Genomic DNA, 16,401 nt, shown 5'->3' with positions numbered 1-16,401 from the left:
TGTCCATGCGCACGTTCGCGCTCACCCGGCGGCTGGCTGCCGCCGCCGCGGGACTGCTGGTGCTGGGGGTGGTGCCCGGCACCCCGGCGGCGACGGCCGCCCCGGCCGTCCCGCAAGTCGACCGGCTCAACCGCGGGGTCGTCAGTGTCCACACCGCCGAGGGCAACCGCGTCGGCTGGCGGTTGCTCGCCGGGGATCCGGCCGGGGTGGCCTTCGCCGTCTACCGGGACGGCACGCGGGTCACGCAGACCCCGGCCGGCGGGCCGACCGGGTTCCTCGACGCCGGTGCGCCCGCCGGGGCCAGGTACACCGTGCGCGCGGTCGTCGGCGGTGTCGAGCAGCCGTCCACCTTCGCCGCGGAGGAATCGCTGACGCTCGACAGCGTCCAGGGGACCACCGCGAGCACGCGGGACGTCCCGATCCAGCCGCCGCCGGGTGGCACGACCCCGTCGGGGGAGAGCTACACCTACAGCGCGAACGACGCCAGTGCCGGTGACCTCGACGGCGACGGCCAGTACGAGATCGTGCTGAAGTGGGATCCGAGCAATGCCAAGGACAACTCCCAGTCCGGCTACACCGGCAACGTCTACGTCGACGCCTACCGGCTCGACGGCACCCGCCTGTGGCGGATCGACCTGGGCCGCAACATCCGGGCCGGTGCGCACTACACGCAGTTCCAGGTGTTCGACTACGACGGCGACGGCAGGGCCGAGGTCGCGATGAAGACCGCGGACGGCACGCGTTCGGGCACCGGTCAGGTGATCGGCAACGCGGGTGCCGACTACCGCAACTCCAGCGGGTACGTCCTTTCCGGACCGGAGTTCCTGACCATGTTCGACGGCCGGACCGGCGCCGCACTGTCCACAGTGAACTACGACCCGCCGCGCGGGACGGTGTCGTCGTGGGGCGACAGCTACGGCAACCGCGTCGACCGGTTCCTGGCCGGGACGGCCTACCTGGACGGCACGCGGCCGAGCCTGATCATGAGCCGCGGCTACTACACCCGCACGGTGATCGCGGCGTGGGACTTCCGGAACGGCGTCCTGACGAAGCGGTGGACGTTCGACTCGAACTCGGCCGGCTCGCAGTATGCGGGGCAGGGCAACCACCAGCTGTCCATTGCGGACGTCGACGGCGACGGCCGGGACGAGATCGTCTTCGGTGCCATGGCCATCGACGACACCGGCAGTCCATTGTGGAACACCCGCAACGGCCACGGTGACGCGATGCACGTCGGTGACCTCATTCCCGGCCGTCCCGGGCTGGAGGAGTTCAAGGTCGACGAGGACAAGTCCAAGCCGGCGGCCTGGATGGCGGACGCGAAGACCGGCCAGATCATCTGGCAGAACGCCTCCTGCGGCTGCGACAACGGCCGCGGTGTCTCGGACGACATCTACGCCGGAAGCCCCGGTGCCGAGTCGTGGTCGTCCGCGGTGTCCGGGCTGTTCAACACCAGCGGGCAGAACATCGGACGCAAGCCGTCGTCGGCGAACTTCGTCATCTACTGGGACGGCGACGCCCAGCGTGAGCTGCTGGACGGCACCCACATCGACAAGTACGGCACTGCCGGCGACACCCGGCTGCTGACGGCGTCCGGCGTGCACGCCAACAACGGCACCAAGAACACGCCGTCCCTGCAGGCCGACCTGTTCGGCGACTGGCGCGAGGAGGTCATCTGGCCGACGACCGACAACCGGGCGCTGCGGATCTACTCGACGACCGACCCGACGAGCATCTCGCACGTGTCGCTGATGCAGGACCGGCAGTACCGGGAGGCCGTCGCCTGGCAGAACACCGCGTACAACCAGCCGCCGCACCCGAGTTTCGCGCTGGCCAGGTAAGCGGGCCGTGAATGGCACATCGATCCGTCGATGTGCCATTCACGGCTTTGCCGGGGTCAGGAACGGAGGCCGCTCATGATGGCGTCGATGATGCCCTGGTGGGTCACCGCGTAGGTCCTGCGGTCGAACAGCCCGAAGCCGTACTGGCCGTTCGCGCCGTTGTCCCAGTAGACCGTGGCCGCGCCGTACTTCTTGGCCGTGCTCACGATCGCGCGGGCGAAGTCCGCGCGGTAGCGGTTGTTCGCCGAGTCGAACGCCGACTTGTCGATGGCGCCGTACTCGCCGACCACCACCGGGTAGCCCTGGACGCCGAACTTGTCGTGCATCGCCTTCAGCTGGGCGTCCAGGTAGTCCTCCTGGCCCCAGGTCGACTTCTTCGCCGGGTTGGTGGCCCCGCGGCCCCACTGCGTGATCGTGCCGCTTTCCTCACCGGCGAAGTCCCACGGGCTGTAGTAGTGGACCGAAATCATGAGCCGCTTCTCGCTCGCCGGGATCGACGTCGAGCGGTACTGGTCGGTCGGCACGACGAAACCGTAGTTGCCCGCGGTGTAGTCGATGTTCGTGTTCCAGCCGGGCACGAGCAGCCAGCGCGAGCTGTTGCTGCCACCCGTCCTGCGCACGGTGTCGACGAAGATCTGGTTGTAGGCGTTGATGTTCGAATAGCACGGCTGGGTCGGGGTGCCGTACTGCCCGTCGAACTCCTCGTTCATGGACTCGAGGATCAGGCGCTGGTCGTAGCCGCGGAACCGGTTCGCGACCTGCTGCCAGACCTTCTGGTACTTCGCCTTGATGTCGGACTGGCCGCCGGCGTCGCAGATCAGCCAGGAGCCGGTGACGGTCTTGTAGCCGTCCCCGTGCATGTTGACCAGCACGTACAGGCCGCGGTTGTACGCGTAGTCGACGACCTGCTGGATGCGGTTCAGCCAGGCGGCGTTGATCGTGTAGTCCGGGCCCGGCCCGATGTTCCGCAAATAGGAAACGGGGATCCGGATCGATTTGAATCCGGCGGCCTTCACCTTGTCGATGAGTGCCTGGGTGACGGTCGGCAGGCCCCACGCCGTTTCGCTGGGATAGCCGTTCGAGTTGGCTTCCAGCTGGTTGCCCAGGTTCCAGCCGGCACCGAGGTCGGTGACGATCTGGGTGGCATCGAGCTGCACACCGGTTTCGGCCGACGCGGGATTTCCCACGCCGGGCACGAGGGCGGCCGCGGCGAGTGCGACGGAGAGCAGAACGGATCGGAGCTTCGTTGCTTTCGATTCCATGGGTGTTTCCCCTTTTGATGGCCCTGGTGGAGATAGTCCAACATGGGCGATCGACCCCGTCAATCCTCTCGGCGGCGGACCTCGGTCGAAGAAATCGAAAAGGGGAATCGAAGAAATCGAATCCGGTGACCGGGGTTGACCCTGCCGCAGGGGCAACCTCCTAACGTGCCCGGCATGATGACGAAAAGCGGCATCGCGGTGTCCCGTGGCGGCCGGGGACGGCCGCTGGTCCTGTGTCCCGGCCTGCTCACCACCCAGGCCGACCTGCACGAGCTGACCGCCCTGCTGCGGCGCGACCACGACGTGGTGACCTTCGACCTGCGTGGCCACGGCCTTTCCCGCCCCGCCGGGGAGTACACGTTCGCGGCGTTCCTCGCCGACCTCGCCACCGTGCTGGACGACCTGGAGTTCTCCGAGCCGCCCGTTCTCGCCGGCCATTCGCTGGGCGCGGACCTGGTGGTGCACTACGCCGCCGCGCACCCGGACGCGGTCTCCCGGCTCGTCGTCGTCGACGGCGCGAATCCGGTACCCGAACCGTTCGTCACCGAAGCCGACCTGCCGCAGTTCCGGGCGATGGCCGAGCACCTGCGGAGCGAGTTCGCCGTCGTCGCGGGGACCGCGCGGCAGGTGCTGCTCACCCCGCAGGACGTCGTCGCCCTGAACCTCGAGATCGACGCGGTGCGGTCGGAGATCATCGAGGCGTACCGCCGGATCGACGTGCCGGTCACCATGATCATGGCCGCTTCGATGGCCGGGACCGGCGGGGACGAGCGGACGCGGTGGCGCAACCGGAACTGGCGGGCCGGGATCGACCGGCTGGTGCGCGAACGGCCGCACATCCGCGTGTCGTGGCTCGACGCGGACCACCGGCTGGTCCTCACCCACGCGCCCGAGATCGCCCGGCTCGCCGGGCCGGGGACACTGGACCGGTGCTGACGATCGGGGAGCTGGCGTCGTACGCCGGGGTGACGGTCCGGGCGGTCCGGCACTACCACGCCAAGGGCCTGCTGCCGGAGCCCGGCCGCGACCGGTCCGGCTACCGCCGGTACGACGCGGGCGCGGTGGTCGAGCTGATCCGCATCCGGACGCTGGCCGAGGCGGGAGTACCGCTGTCCCGCGTGCGCGAGCTGCTCCAGGCGGGCGACGAGCAGTTCGCCGCGGCGCTCGCGGAGGTCGACGCGCGGCTGCGGGCGGAGATCCGGGAGCGGCAGCGCCACCGCGCGCGGATCGCCCGCCTGACCGCCGGGGACGGCCTGGCCCTGCCCCCGGAGGTGACGGCGATCCTCGACCGCCTGCGTGCCCTCGGCATCGACGACCGGATCGTCCGGGTCGAGCGCGACGGCTGGATCCTGCTGGCGGCGCACTCGCCCGAGCGGGTCCCGGAGTGGGCGGCACGCAAGCGCGAGCAGCTCGGCGACCCACCGCTCGTCGACTTCTACCGGACCTTGGGCGAGGCACTCGACCGCGACGCCGGCGACCCGGGCCTGGTCCGGCCGGCCGACCGGCTGGGCGCCTACATCACGCGCCTCGCGGACGAGCAGGGGGAGGAGCACGTCGGCGACAGCGACGTGGAACCGCCGTTCGCGCGCCTGATGGACGCGCTGGCCTTCGACACCGCGCCACCCGCTCGCCGCCTGATCGAGCTGCTGCGGGTGCGTGGCTGGACCGGCTGGACGAAGCTGGAGCGCGTGCCGCCGTCCCCCGGTCGTGAGTGAATAACAGTGTTCTAACCCTCATTACCACTCACGACAAGCCGCGGCAGATCCGTTCAGCGCTGCCGCAGCAGGTAGCGCTGGATCTTCCCGCTCGGCGTTTTCGGGAGTGCGTCGACGAAGTGGACCGTGCGCGGGTAGGCGTGCTTGGAGTAGTTGTCGCGCACCAGCCGCTGGAGTTCCGCGGCCAAGTCGTCGCTCGCCTGCGTCTCCTCGGTCAGGACGACGAACGCCTCGACGACCTCGCCGCGGATGCCTTCGGGGTCCGGGCGGCCGACCACCGCGACGTCCGCGACCGCCGGGTGGGTGATCAGCACGCTCTCCACGTCGAACGGCCCGATCCGGTAGCCCGCCGCCAGGATCACGTCGTCGTTGCGGGCGGTGAAGAAGAAGTAGCCGTCGTCGTCGAGCCTGCCGGAGTCGGCGGTCAGGTACCAGCGCTTGTCGGCGGTGAACCGGTCCGCCGTCTTCTCCGGGTCGTCGTGGTAGCCGGTGAACCACAGCAGCGGGCTGTTCTCGACGTCGATGGCGATCTGGCCGTCGACGATCCCGGCCGCGTAACCCGGCATGGGCTGCCCCATCGAGCCGGGCTTGACCGGGCGGGCCGCGTCCGGGTGCCAGTGGTTGTTGATCACCATGCCCAGCTCGGTCTGTCCGTAGTGGTCGCGGACCTCGGTGCCGAGCGCGCCGCGCGCCCACTCGACGACCTCGGGCGTCAGCGGCTCCCCGGCCGAGGACGCCCGGCGCAGCCGCGCCGACGGCACCAGGCCGCTCTTGGCCAGCGCCCGGTACATGGTGGGCGCGCCGGCGAAGTTCGTGACGCCGAACCGGTCGAGCACGGCCACGGTGGACTCCGGCGTGAACCCCGCGTCGAGCAGCAGGTTGCGCCGCCCGGCGGCCAGCGGGCCCAGGACGCCGTAGTAGAGGCCGTACGCCCAGCCCGGGTCCGCGGCGTTCCAGAAGACGTCGTCCTCGCGCACGTCGAGCCCGTAGTGCAGGTAGCAGTGGAACGACGCCAGCGCGCGCACCGGCACCGGGACACCCTTGGGCTTGCCGGTGGTGCCGCTGGTGAACAGCTGCAGCATCGTCCCGTCGCCGCCGGCTGCGACCGACGTCGCCAGCGGTTCCGCCGCGTCGACGAGCCCGTCGAACGCGTCGCCCGTCTCCAGGACCTCGATGCCCTCGATCGGGTCGAGCTTGGCCCGCTGCGACGGCTCGGTGACCACCAGCCGGGCCCGGGAGCCCTCGACGCGCATCCGGATCGCGCCGGTGGCGAACGCGGTGAACAGCGGCACGTGCACCGCGCCGAGGCGCAGGATCGCCAGCAGCGTCACCACGAGTTCCGGCCGCTTGCCCATGAGCACCGGCACCCGGTCGCCCTCGCGGACGCCGAGCCCGGCGAGGACGGTCGCGAGCCGCCGGGACCGCTCGGCCAGCTCACCGTACGTGACGTCGTGGGACGTCAGGTCCGCGCCGACGAACGTGAAAGCGACGGCGCCGGGGTCGTGGCGATCGCACAGCAGGTGGGCGGCGCTCGCCCCGGGCGAGTCGTACGCGGCGGTCCAGGCGTCGAGGTGCATGTGTTCTCCCGAGTCGCGGGTGATTGTCAGCGGGCCGTCACCCGGGTGACACTCTGGCGGTGAGCGACGAGGCAAGCCACCCTCCGAAGAGGGGGGTCGACGCGGTGGGCCCGGCCGTGGGCGCGGCCCTGGCGCGGCTGCGCGCCGGGACCGGCGTGACCTTGGCTTTCGCCGGCCGGGTCACCGAGTCGGGGGTCCTGCTGAACGCGTTCGACGGCCCGGTCGTCGGCCCGCTGCGCGGGGTCCTGCTCGGACCGGGGCAGGGCGTCGGGGGGCGAGTCGCGTGCCAGCAGCGGTCCCTGTCCATCCCGGACTACGTCGGCTCGCCGGCCATCACGCACCGTTACGACCAGGTCATCCGCGCCGAATCGCTGCGGGCGATGGCCGCGGCGCCGGTCGTGGTGGCGCGGCGCTGCGTCGCCGTCCTCTACGTCGCCCTGCGCACCAGCCAGCGGGAGCTGGGCCGCCTGCTCGACGCGGTGACCCACGAGGCGCGCGTGCTCGAACAGGACCTGGCGGTCAACGACGTCCTGCGCCGGCTGCGCGACCGGCCCGCCGCCGAGACGGGCATCCGGCAGTCCCGGGTGGCGGAGGCGTACGCGGACCTGCGGACGCTCGCCGACGAGGTCGGCGACCCGCAGCTGCGCGCGCGGCTGCTGAGGACCGCGGGCCTGCTGGCCGGCGAGCCCGCGCAGGACGCGCCCGCGCTGACCGGGCGGGAGCAGGACGTGCTGGCGCTGCTGTCCACCGGCCTGTCGAACCAGGCCATCGCCGACCGGCTGGGCATCGGCGTGTACACGGTCAAGGGGCACGTCAAGAACCTGCTGGCGAAGTTCGGCGCGGACGGCCGGATGGAAGTCGTCGCCCGGGCACGGCGGTACGGCCTCACCCCATGACGGAAATCGTCGAATTCGACGTCGAATTCGACGATTCTTGACATTTTCGCCGGTGGCTGAATAGCTTTTCCCGGTCGACGGCGAACGGGGAGATCATGCGTGCTTTTCGGACCATGGCCATGGTGGTGCTGCTGGCGCTGGCCCTGCCGGGAACGGCGGACGCCCGGCCACCGGGGTATGCGGGATATTTGTTCGCCTACTTCACCGGCGAGGGCACACCCGACGGCGAGCAGGTCTATTTCGCGCTGAGCCAGGGCAACGACCCGCTGCGGTGGCAGGAACCGAGCGGTCGTCCGGCGTTGCGTTCCACCGTCGGGACGCAGGGGGTGCGGGACCCGTTCGTCATCCGCTCCCCGCGCGGCGACCGGTTCTACCTGATCGCCACGGACCTGCGGATGTACGGCCGCGACGACTGGGAGCAGTCGTGGCGCCACGGCAGCCGGTCGATCGTGGTGTGGGAGTCGGCGGACCTGGTGCGGTGGAGCGCGCCGCGCCTGGTGCAGGTCGCGCCGGAAACCGCGGGCAACGTCTGGGCGCCGGAAGCGTTCTTCGACCCGGCCCGCGGCGAGTACGTGGTGTTCTGGGCGTCGACGATCTATCCGGCGACCGACCCCGACCACACGACGACGTCCTACAACCGCATCATGTATGCGACCACGAAGGACTTCCGCACGTTCAGCGCGCCGAAGCCGTGGTTCGACCCGGGCCACTCGGTGATCGATTCGACGGTCATCCGCCACGACGGCACGTACTACCGGTTCTCCCAGGACGACCGCGGCCCCGGCGGCGGCGGTTCGACCCCGTGCGGCCGGTACATCACCGAGGAGAAGTCCCGGGTGCTCACCAGCGGGAGCTACGACCTGGTGAAGGAGTGCATCGGCAAGGACGCCATCGTCGGCGGCGAGGGCCCGCTGGTGTTCCGGTCCAACACGGAGAAGCGCTGGTACCTGTTCATCGACGAGTACGGCGGCGCGGGCTACCGGCCGTTCGAGACGACGGACCTCGCGTCGGGCGACTGGCGGCCGGTGCCGAACGCCCAGCTGCCCGGAAAGCCCCGCCACGGCACGGTGCTGCCGGTGACACGCGCGGAATACCAGCGGCTGGCGGCGAAATACTGAGACGCCGGGGCTGAGCGCTCGGCCGCGGGTGTTGCCTTGGGGCCGGTACCGGGTTCGCTCGCTGGGGAATGCCCGAGCGCCCCAAGGCGGCCTTCGGTGCGTTGAACGCACCCAGGGCGGCCTTCGGTGCGTTGGGCTGGGATCCGCCGACCGGCGTGTGCTGAAAGGCGCTTTCCTGGCATCTGGTGCGACGAAAGGCCCGTTCGCTGCACCGGACGAGACGAAAGTCCCTTTCAGCCCACCCGGCTGGCCCCGGACCCGAACGCCACATTGGGGTACCGCAACACTGAAGGGCACCTTCCTTGCCGTCCCACACAAGGAAGGTGCCCTTCAGCGCGCTTGAAGCCGGCGGTTACGGGGTGGTCAGGTCGAACCGCTGCAGGGTCACCGCGCCGCCGAGGGCCTGGGTGGCGTGGTTGAACACCGCGAACCGGTAGCCCATGAAGAACTGCCACGCGTTGTTCAGCGTGAACGGGCTGCCCAGCGACGTGAAGTTCACTCCGTCGGTGCTGTAGGAGAACCGGGCCTGGCGGCCGGAGCCGGGCCGGATGTCGGCGTTGGCGCGCAGCCAGATGCGGTTTCCGTTCAGCGGCGTGCTGGCGACTTCCGTTCCGGTGCCCGTCGTGTTCCAGTTGCCGTCCATGGTCAGGCCGTTGACCATGACGATCCGGTTTCGGCCGCCTTCACGCTTGACGCCGATGTACGCCGACGAGTCGCGCAGCATTGCCAGGCCCGTCCGGTCGCCGTCGCGCATGGCGGTCAGGTCGAGCGTGATCGTTGCCGTGGACGTCGGGCCCTGGATGCGGCGGGTCAGGGTGTTGCGGGCCGCGTACAGGTCGTTGGTCACCGTGGCGGTCGAGAGCCGGAGCCCGTTGGAGACCGAGAACTTCGTCGTGTCCGGGTTGTGGTTCCACTCCCACTGCGGCTTCAGCCCCGGGCCCGGGAACGTGTCGGTGCCGGTCATCGGCTCCACCTGCCGGGGCGGTGGCGGCAGGTTCGGCTTCGCGTACGTCGTGCCCCAGCGGCCGTCGACCGTCTGCAGGCGCGGCCAGCCGTCGGCCGTCCACGTCACCGGGGCCAGGACCGGGACCCGGCCGCCCGGATACGCGTCGACGAACGCCAGGTAGTACCAGTCGCCGTTCTGCGTCTGCACCAGGCCGCCCTGGTGCGGGACGCCGCCGCCCTGGATCGGGCCCGGCAGGTTCAGCAGCACCTGCTGGATCGTGTACGGCCCGAACGGGTTGCTGGCCTTCAGGATGTACTGGCCGTTCGCCGGGCGCGTCACGAAGATGTAGTAACTGCCGTTGCGCTTGTAGAACCGCGATCCTTCGAGCGTGCCGATGTTCGACGGCGTCTGGAAGACCTGCTGGGACCGGACTTCCGTGGTGCCGTCCTTGGACAGCTGGGCGACGCTGAGCGTGGTGTTGCCGTAGGCGACGTACATTGTGTCGTCGTCGTCGACGAGCATCCCGGCGTCGTAGTAGCACTTGTTGAGGGTCGCGTGCTTCGACCACTGACCGTCCACAGTGGTCGATGTGTAGATGTAGGTCTTGGCGAAGTCGACGCAGCCACCCCAGTAGTAGGTGTCGTTGCTGGCGCGGTGGTTGAAGAACGACGCCCAGATGCCGCGCACGTACCCGCGGCCGCCGTTCAGGTCGTACTTCGCGCCGAAGTCCAGCCGGGGCACCGAATGCCCGGCGAACTCCCAGTTGACCAGGTCGTAGGAACGCAGGATCGGCGCGCCCGGCGAATAGTGCATCGTCGAGGCGGAGTAGTAGTAGGCGTTGCCGACCCGGATGACGTCGATGTCGGCGAAGTCCTGCCACAGCACGGGATTGGTGAAGGTGGTCTCCGCCCGCACCGCCGTCTGCGCCGGCGGCGCGGAGAGCGCGGTGGCGCAGGTGACGGCGAGCGCGGTCAGGACGGTGGTCCAGAGTCGTCGGCGTGTCACGTTCGGGTCCTTCCGGGACGGGTCAGGCGGAGAACTGCCACCAGTCGACGTTGAAGAGATAGCCGCTGCCGCCGGTGAACCGCAGGACCAGGTCCTGGGTGCCGGTCGCGCCGGTGACCGCGCAGGACACCGACGTCCACGTCTGCCAGCCGCCGGTGACGGGCACCGTGCACCGGCCGGCGACCGGGCCGGTGGCGCTGCCCAGGTGCACCTCGATCGTGCCGCCGGCACCCGCGGACGCCACCCGTGCGGTGAACGACTTCGCGCCCGCGCCGAAGGCGACGTTGCGGACCTTGACGTTGTCGCCGTTCTCGATCCAGCCGATGTTCATGCCGCCTGCGGACGCCGGTTCGGTCTCGATCCCCGACTCCCAGGCGATCGTTTCCGCCTCCTGCCGGACGTACGGGTTGAGCGTGTCGGCAGGCGGGGGACCGCTGGTGGTCATGGTGATGGTGGGGATGCTGCCGTCGGCGTTGTAGGCGAACTTCTCCACCGCCACCGAGCGGGTGTAGCCGCCCCCGCCCGGCAGCGCGCCGTTGTGGTAGAAGAAGTACGAGCTGCCCTTGTAGTCCACGATGCCCGGGTGGTTGGTGAAGCTGCTGCCCTGCGTGGGCATGACCGTGCCCCGGTAGGTCCACGGCCCGGTCGGGCCGGGCGCGGTGGAGTAGCCGATGAATTCCGAGCAGCACTTGGCCGCGAACACGTTGTAGTACGTGCCGTTGCGCTTGTAGACCCAGGGGCCTTCCTCGTACATCGTCGGGCGGCTGCCGCCGTTCGGGCGGGTGCCGAACCCGGCCGTGGTGAGCGGGATCTGGTTGACCCCGCCGGAGTAGGAGATCATGTCGGTGTTGAGCCGCACGTACCACAGGTTCGGGTTGCCCCAGTACAGGTACGCCTGGCCGTTGTCGTCGATGAACACCGTCGGGTCGATCTCGCCGTTCTCGACGAGCGGGTGGCCGAGCGCGTCCCGGAACGGCCCGGTGGGGTTGTCCGCGACGCCGACCCCGATGGCCATGCGGCCGGTCGCGCGGTTGACCACCGGGACGTACCAGTAGAACTTGCCGTTGCGCTCGATCGCCTGGCCCGCCCACGCGTCCTGCTTGGCCCAGCTGAACGTCGCCAGGCTCATCGGCGAGCCGTGGTCGGTCCAGTTGACCATGTCGGAGGACGACCAGACGCGCCAGTCCTTCATGGTGAAGTACGTCGAGCCGTCCTCGTCGTGCCCGGTGTAGAGGTACACGCGGCCGTTGTGCACGAGCGGGGCCGGGTCGGCGGTGTAGATGTGCTGCACGATGGGGTTGTCCGCGTGCGCGGTGCCGGTCAGCGTACTGAGCAGGCACAGCGCCCCGGCGGTCCAGGCGAGCAGGCGCGATCGGCGGTTCACGTTGTCTCCGTTTCTGCGGAAGGGTCAGCTCGCTGCGCAGGTGGCCGTGGTTCCCTCGGCACTGCCGGTGCCCTGGAAGCCGAACTCGGTCGACTGCCCGGCAGGGACATTGCCGTTGTAGGAAACGTTCGACCAGGTCACGCTGCCGGTGGTGCCGCTGCCGGAGGCACTCCAGGCGTTGGTCACCGCCGCGCCGCCGGGCAGGGCCGTCGTCACCTTCCAGCCGGTGAGGCCGCTGCTGCCCGCGGTGACCTTCACCGTGGCCACGAACCCGCCGTTCCAGGAGTTCAGGGAGACCGAGGCGGTGCAGCCACCGGGGTTCGGCGTGGTCGTGGTCGGGGTGGTGGGAGTCGTCGGTGTGGTCGGCGTCGTCGGGGTGGTGGGCGTGGTCGGGGTGGTCGGCGTCGTGGTGACGCCGCCGGCGTTCAGGGCGTCGAGGACGGCGTTGTAGGCGGCCTTCTTGTTCCCGTTGGCGTCGAACAGCAGCGGGTTCTCGCCGGTGCGCCAGGAGTCGCTGTCGCGGATGCCCCAGGTGGTGATGCCGGCGCAGCGGGCGACGGCAAGGCAGGCCCGGGTCACCGTGCCGTAGGCGTTGGCCTGGTTGGAACCCGCGATGTCCAGCTCGGTGATCTGGACCTCGACGCCGAGGTCGGCGAACCGCTGGAGGTTGGCCTGGTAGTCACCGGGCGGCGAGTTGGTCAGGTGCGACTGGAAGCCGACGCAGTCGATCGGCACGCCCCGGGACTTGAAGTCGCGCACCATGTTGTAGATGCCGGTGCTCTTGGGGTTGATGCCGTCGGTGTTGTAGTCGTTGTAGCAGAGCTTCGCGTCGGGGTCGGCGGCCCGCGCGGCACGGAAGGCGGCCTCGATCCAGTCGTTGCCGGTGCGCTGCAGGTTCGAGTCGCGGCGGCCGCCGCTGCCGCCGTCGGCGAACGCCTCGTTGACGACGTCCCAGGCGTAGATCTTGCCCTTGTAGTGGGTGGCGACCTGGGTGACGTGGTTCATCATGGCCTGGCGCAGGTCGGAACCTTCCATCCGCTGTGCCCAGCCCGGTTCCTGCTGGTACCACAGCAGCGCGTGGCCGCGGACCCGCTTGCCGTTGCTCACCGCCTGGTTGAGGATCCGGTCGCCGCCGCTGTAGTTGAACTGCCCGCGGTTCGGCTCGGTGGCGTCCCACTTCATCTCGTTTTCCGGGGTGACCATGGTGAACTCCCGGTTCAGGATGTTGACGTAGGTCGAGTCGCCGAGCTTGCCCGCCGAAACGGCGGCGCCGAAGTACCGCCCGCTCTGTGCGGCCGCCGCGCCGAGCGTCGTGGCCGCGCCGGCGGACGTGGCGAGCACCAGGGAAACACCGAGCGAGGCCGCCAGGAAAGCGGAAGCGGCGGCGGCCCGGGACAGTGACCGCGTTGTCAAGGTCATGATCCACCTTCGATCGCAAATCTTTGCGGAGCCGGAAAGGAGGCCGGTTTCCGTGTAAGTTTCATTCGACCGGCCCCCGGCGCGCCGCCGGGAGAAATTCCGAAACTTTCGGAACCCGGCTTGCCGGGAATCGGTGCGCAAATCAGTGTCGCATCCGGTGTTCGCGCTCACAAGTGCGGCCGCCGCCGTCGTGAGCGGTAATGAGGGTTAGAACCCGAATTACCACTCACGACGGGTCTCGCGAGCTGGGTCAGGTGCGTGCCCACCGCTGGTTGGCCTGGCCGTTGCACGTCCAGAGGATGACGTGCGTCCCGTTGGCGGTGCCGGCGTTCTCGACGTCGAGGCACAGTCCGGAATGGACGTTGCGCACCGAGCCGTCGGCGGCCAGTGTCCACTTCTGGTTGTCCTGGCCGTTGCACGGCCACGACAGCACCCGGGTGCCGTTGGTGGTGCCCTGGTGGTCGGCGTCGAGGCACTTGTCGCCGAACACCCGGATCTCCCCGCCGGGCCAGGTGGTCCACAGCTGGCTCGCGTTGGTCCGGCAGTCCTGGATCACGGTGCCCGCCCCGGCCGCGGTCGAGGAGTTCTCGACGTCGAGGCAGCGGTTCGAGCCCGCGTCACGCAGCCGCGACGTCGTGGCCGCCAACGGGGTACCGCCCGAGACCCGGTACGCGGCGATGCCGTGCGACGGCACGCTCGCGCTGATCGTGCCGCTGCTCGCCGAGGTGGCACCGGACCACAGGTCGGTCAGCGTGAACGAGGAGCCGGACAGCCCGATCTGCGCCGCGGTGGTGCTGACGGTGGCCGTGCCGCCGCCGCGGTTGAGCAGCCCGACCGCGACCGAACCGTCGGCGAGGGGCTTGGCGAAGACCTCGGCGTCGCCGTCGTCGCGGACACGGCGGCCGCCCGCGCCGAGCGAGTCCTGGTCGACCGCCAGCAGCCGCGGGTTGCGCAGGACGGCGCTGATGTCGGCGGACATGGTGCGGATGTCGTTGCCCGCCATCAGCGGGGCGGCCATCAGCGCCCACAGGGTGAAGTGCGTCCGTGACTCCGTCAGCGACAGCCCCGGCCTGCCGACCACCAGCATGTCCGGGTCGTTCCAGTGCCCCGGCCCGGCCTGCGCGGCCAGCGGGGCGTTGACGTCCAGGACGTTGCCGACGCCCATCGGGTAGCTGTTGGTGTTGCCGTTCTGCCAGATGTCGAGCAGGTCCTCGGTGGTGCGCCACAGGTCGGCGACCTGGCCCCAGTCGTACTTGTCGCCGGTGATGGCGTGGTAGCTGTTGGGGTTGATGCTGTAGACGATCGGCCGCCCGGTGGCACGCAGGGCGTCACGCATGATCGTGAACCGGGCGACCTGCTCGTCCCGCGTCCCGGCAGGCGAGCACCAGTCGTACTTGAGGTAGTCCACGCCCCACGACGCGAAGGTGTTGGCGTCCTGCACCTCGTGGCCCTGGCTGCCGGTGGAGCCGGGGTAGGTGCCGGTGCGCTGGGCGCAGGTGCGGTCGGTCGGCACCTGGTAGATGCCGAACTTCAGGCCGCGGCTGTGGATGTAGTCGCCGAGTGCCTTCATGCCGCCGGGGAACTTCGACGGGCTGGCCCGCAGGGCACCCTGGGCGTCGCGCTGCGGGTCGAACCAGCAGTCGTCGACCACGATGTAGCGGTAGCCTGCGTCACGCATGCCGGAGGAGACCATCGCGTCGGCCGCCTGGCGGACCGCGCTTTCGCTGACGTTGCAGCCGAAGCTGTTCCAGCTGTTCCAGCCCAGCGGCGGGGTGAGCGCCGGGCTCCCGGGCGCGGCGGCCGCCACCGGGGCCGACGGCGCGGTGACCGCCAGCGCCAGCGCCGCGGCGGCCGTGGTGAGCAGGTGGAGGATGCGCGGACGTGCTCGAGCGGGCATCGTCGCCCCTTTCGGAGACGGTGGGGACCGGTCCTGTTAGCGTTAACATCCGGGCGCGGAGTTCCGCCGCGGACGTTTCATCTATAGATCACGTCCGCGGCCGAAGTCCAGATTCCTGCGCCGGACGGCCGGGCGTCCCGAGAGGACGCCCGGCCGCGGAAGGTCAGTTGACGCTCGCGGAGAACGAGTTGACCGCCAGGCCCACGCCGCCGCTCCACGGCTCGAACCCGGCCTGGATGCTGGTCAGGTACCAGGAGCCGTCGACCCGGGTGCGGGCGTCGACGTCCCGGACGAAGTCCATGACGTTGAACGACCAGCCCGAGATCGTCGACTGGGCCACATAGGACAGCACGTCGTTGCCGCCGTTGTTGCCCTGCCACACTTCCCACGACCGGCCGGCGATGTTCGTCGTGCCGACCCGGCCGCCGACCGGCTGGACGCCGCCGGTGCGGTTGAACCAGATCATCAGCTCCATCTGGTTGACCCCGGTGGTCTTCGGCGTCGGGTCCATCCAGATGTCGTAGGAGGCGTCGAAGACCCCGCCCGCGTAGGTGTAGGAAATCGACGACGGCGCGCTGCCGATCCGGTTCAGCTGCCGGGGCAGGTTCGTGCCGGGCGAGCAGTTCCCGTAGTGGCAGCCGATGTAGATCGCCGGGTACGACAGCGGGGCGCCGCCGCTGGTCGAGCCCTGCTGGGTCTGGATCCGGAACCCGCTGCCGGTGACGTTGATGCACTGCTGGGCACTGCTGCCCCAGCGGTTGTTCATGACGACGTACCGGCCGCCGATCGTGGTCGAGCCGTACTGGTCGCAGATCAGGGTGTCGGCGTGGGCCGCGGGAGCGACGGCGACCGGGGCCGCGAGCCCGGCCGCGGCCAGGACCAGCGCGGACAGGGCGTGCTTCAGTTTCATGTGCTGTCTCCACCTCGTCGTGGCGTTGTCCCTGGGAGCGCTCTCAGCCGGAGTGTTCACGATGAAACCACAGCCGGAGCGCGAGGTACAGAGGTTTCCGTGATCAATTTTCCGGCCCCGCGGAAATGCTGTCGAAGCGCTTCCGCGCATGAAACTTTCCTGCCCGCCGGGCCGTCCGGGGCAGCGGCGCCGGTGGGGTGCCGATCGCGGAGGTCTTGAATGAGTCATTCAGGACCTCCTACGCCCTGAATGACTCATTCAGGACACCGCGGCCCCGGGACACCCAGCCCGGACGGGACCCTGCCGGGCCGAGCTGAAGGGCACCTTCCGTGCATGTGACGCAAGGAAGGTGCCCTTCAGCGCACGCCCGGCAGATGCCGGATCGGCCTGGTGAGCGTGCCCGCCGCCGGTCCGCGGTCGTGAGTGGTAAT

General features: G+C 69.9%; 12 protein-coding genes. 5 read left to right on the top strand and 7 right to left on the bottom strand.

Annotated elements, in window-relative coordinates; all coding sequences use genetic code 11:
• The first annotated feature begins 5 nt into the window (after positions 1–5).
• The gene (locus ABJI51_RS36035; protein ID WP_348955574.1) at positions 6–1,841 is read left to right on the top strand and encodes a rhamnogalacturonan lyase; all 1,836 of its coding nucleotides are present in this window, start codon (positions 6–8) and stop codon (positions 1,839–1,841) included.
• Positions 1,842–1,897: 56 nt separating this feature from the next.
• Here ABJI51_RS36035 and ABJI51_RS36030 read toward each other — a convergent pair whose 3' ends face one another.
• Positions 1,898–3,103 (bottom strand): glycoside hydrolase family 5 protein, encoded by a 1,206-nt coding sequence (locus tag ABJI51_RS36030; protein ID WP_348955573.1) that lies wholly within the window; start codon positions 3,101–3,103, stop codon positions 1,898–1,900.
• Between the two features lie 174 nt (positions 3,104–3,277).
• Between ABJI51_RS36030 and ABJI51_RS36025 the strand changes: the two genes are divergently transcribed.
• Together ABJI51_RS36025 and ABJI51_RS36020 are read left to right on the top strand one after the other, a co-directional pair.
• Positions 3,278–4,039, top strand: coding sequence for an alpha/beta fold hydrolase (locus tag ABJI51_RS36025; RefSeq protein WP_348955572.1), 762 nt, complete (start codon positions 3,278–3,280; stop codon positions 4,037–4,039).
• On the top strand, positions 4,033–4,818 hold the full coding sequence (locus ABJI51_RS36020; RefSeq protein ID WP_348955571.1) for a MerR family transcriptional regulator: 786 nt from the start codon (positions 4,033–4,035) through the stop codon (positions 4,816–4,818). The genes ABJI51_RS36025 and ABJI51_RS36020 overlap by 7 nt, the downstream gene beginning before the upstream one ends.
• Before the next feature lie 53 nt (positions 4,819–4,871).
• Here ABJI51_RS36020 and ABJI51_RS36015 read toward each other — a convergent pair whose 3' ends face one another.
• Entirely contained in the window at positions 4,872–6,395 is a 1,524-nt protein-coding gene (locus ABJI51_RS36015) for an AMP-binding protein (RefSeq protein ID WP_348955570.1), read from the bottom strand.
• Positions 6,396–6,499: 104 nt separating this feature from the next.
• Here ABJI51_RS36015 and ABJI51_RS36010 point away from each other — a divergent pair, with 104 nt between their 5' ends.
• Together ABJI51_RS36010 and ABJI51_RS36005 are read left to right on the top strand one after the other, a co-directional pair.
• On the top strand, positions 6,500–7,291 hold the full coding sequence (locus ABJI51_RS36010) for a helix-turn-helix transcriptional regulator (RefSeq protein ID WP_348955569.1): 792 nt from the start codon (positions 6,500–6,502) through the stop codon (positions 7,289–7,291).
• A 95-nt stretch (positions 7,292–7,386) separates the two neighbouring features.
• The gene (locus ABJI51_RS36005; protein WP_348955568.1) at positions 7,387–8,409 is read left to right on the top strand and encodes a glycoside hydrolase family 43 protein; all 1,023 of its coding nucleotides are present in this window, start codon (positions 7,387–7,389) and stop codon (positions 8,407–8,409) included.
• Positions 8,410–8,761: 352 nt separating this feature from the next.
• Here the strand turns inward: ABJI51_RS36005 and ABJI51_RS36000 are convergent, their stop codons facing one another.
• The 5 genes from ABJI51_RS36000 to ABJI51_RS35980 form a co-directional block, all read right to left on the bottom strand.
• Positions 8,762–10,360: a glycoside hydrolase family 43 protein gene (locus tag ABJI51_RS36000; protein WP_348955567.1), complete on the bottom strand. Its 1,599-nt coding sequence runs from the start codon at positions 10,358–10,360 to the stop codon at positions 8,762–8,764.
• Positions 10,361–10,382: 22 nt separating this feature from the next.
• A complete protein-coding gene (locus ABJI51_RS35995; RefSeq protein ID WP_348955566.1) occupies positions 10,383–11,744 on the bottom strand; it encodes a glycoside hydrolase family 43 protein in 1,362 nt (453 codons plus the stop codon).
• A 24-nt stretch (positions 11,745–11,768) separates the two neighbouring features.
• A complete protein-coding gene (locus ABJI51_RS35990) occupies positions 11,769–13,163 on the bottom strand; it encodes a glycoside hydrolase family 10 protein (protein ID WP_348955565.1) in 1,395 nt (464 codons plus the stop codon).
• A 250-nt stretch (positions 13,164–13,413) separates the two neighbouring features.
• Positions 13,414–15,060, bottom strand: a complete 1,647-nt coding sequence (locus tag ABJI51_RS35985) for a glycoside hydrolase family 27 protein (protein ID WP_348955564.1) — start codon at positions 15,058–15,060, stop codon at positions 13,414–13,416.
• A gap of 163 nt (positions 15,061–15,223) precedes the next feature.
• Positions 15,224–15,970 (bottom strand): GH12 family glycosyl hydrolase domain-containing protein, encoded by a 747-nt coding sequence (locus ABJI51_RS35980; protein WP_348955563.1) that lies wholly within the window; start codon positions 15,968–15,970, stop codon positions 15,224–15,226.
• Positions 15,971–16,401 lie beyond the last annotated feature (431 nt).

The organism is Amycolatopsis melonis (assembly GCF_040064235.1).
GTDB lineage: Bacteria > Actinomycetota > Actinomycetes > Mycobacteriales > Pseudonocardiaceae > Amycolatopsis > Amycolatopsis melonis.
This window is presented reverse-complemented; position numbering and strand designations above follow the sequence as displayed.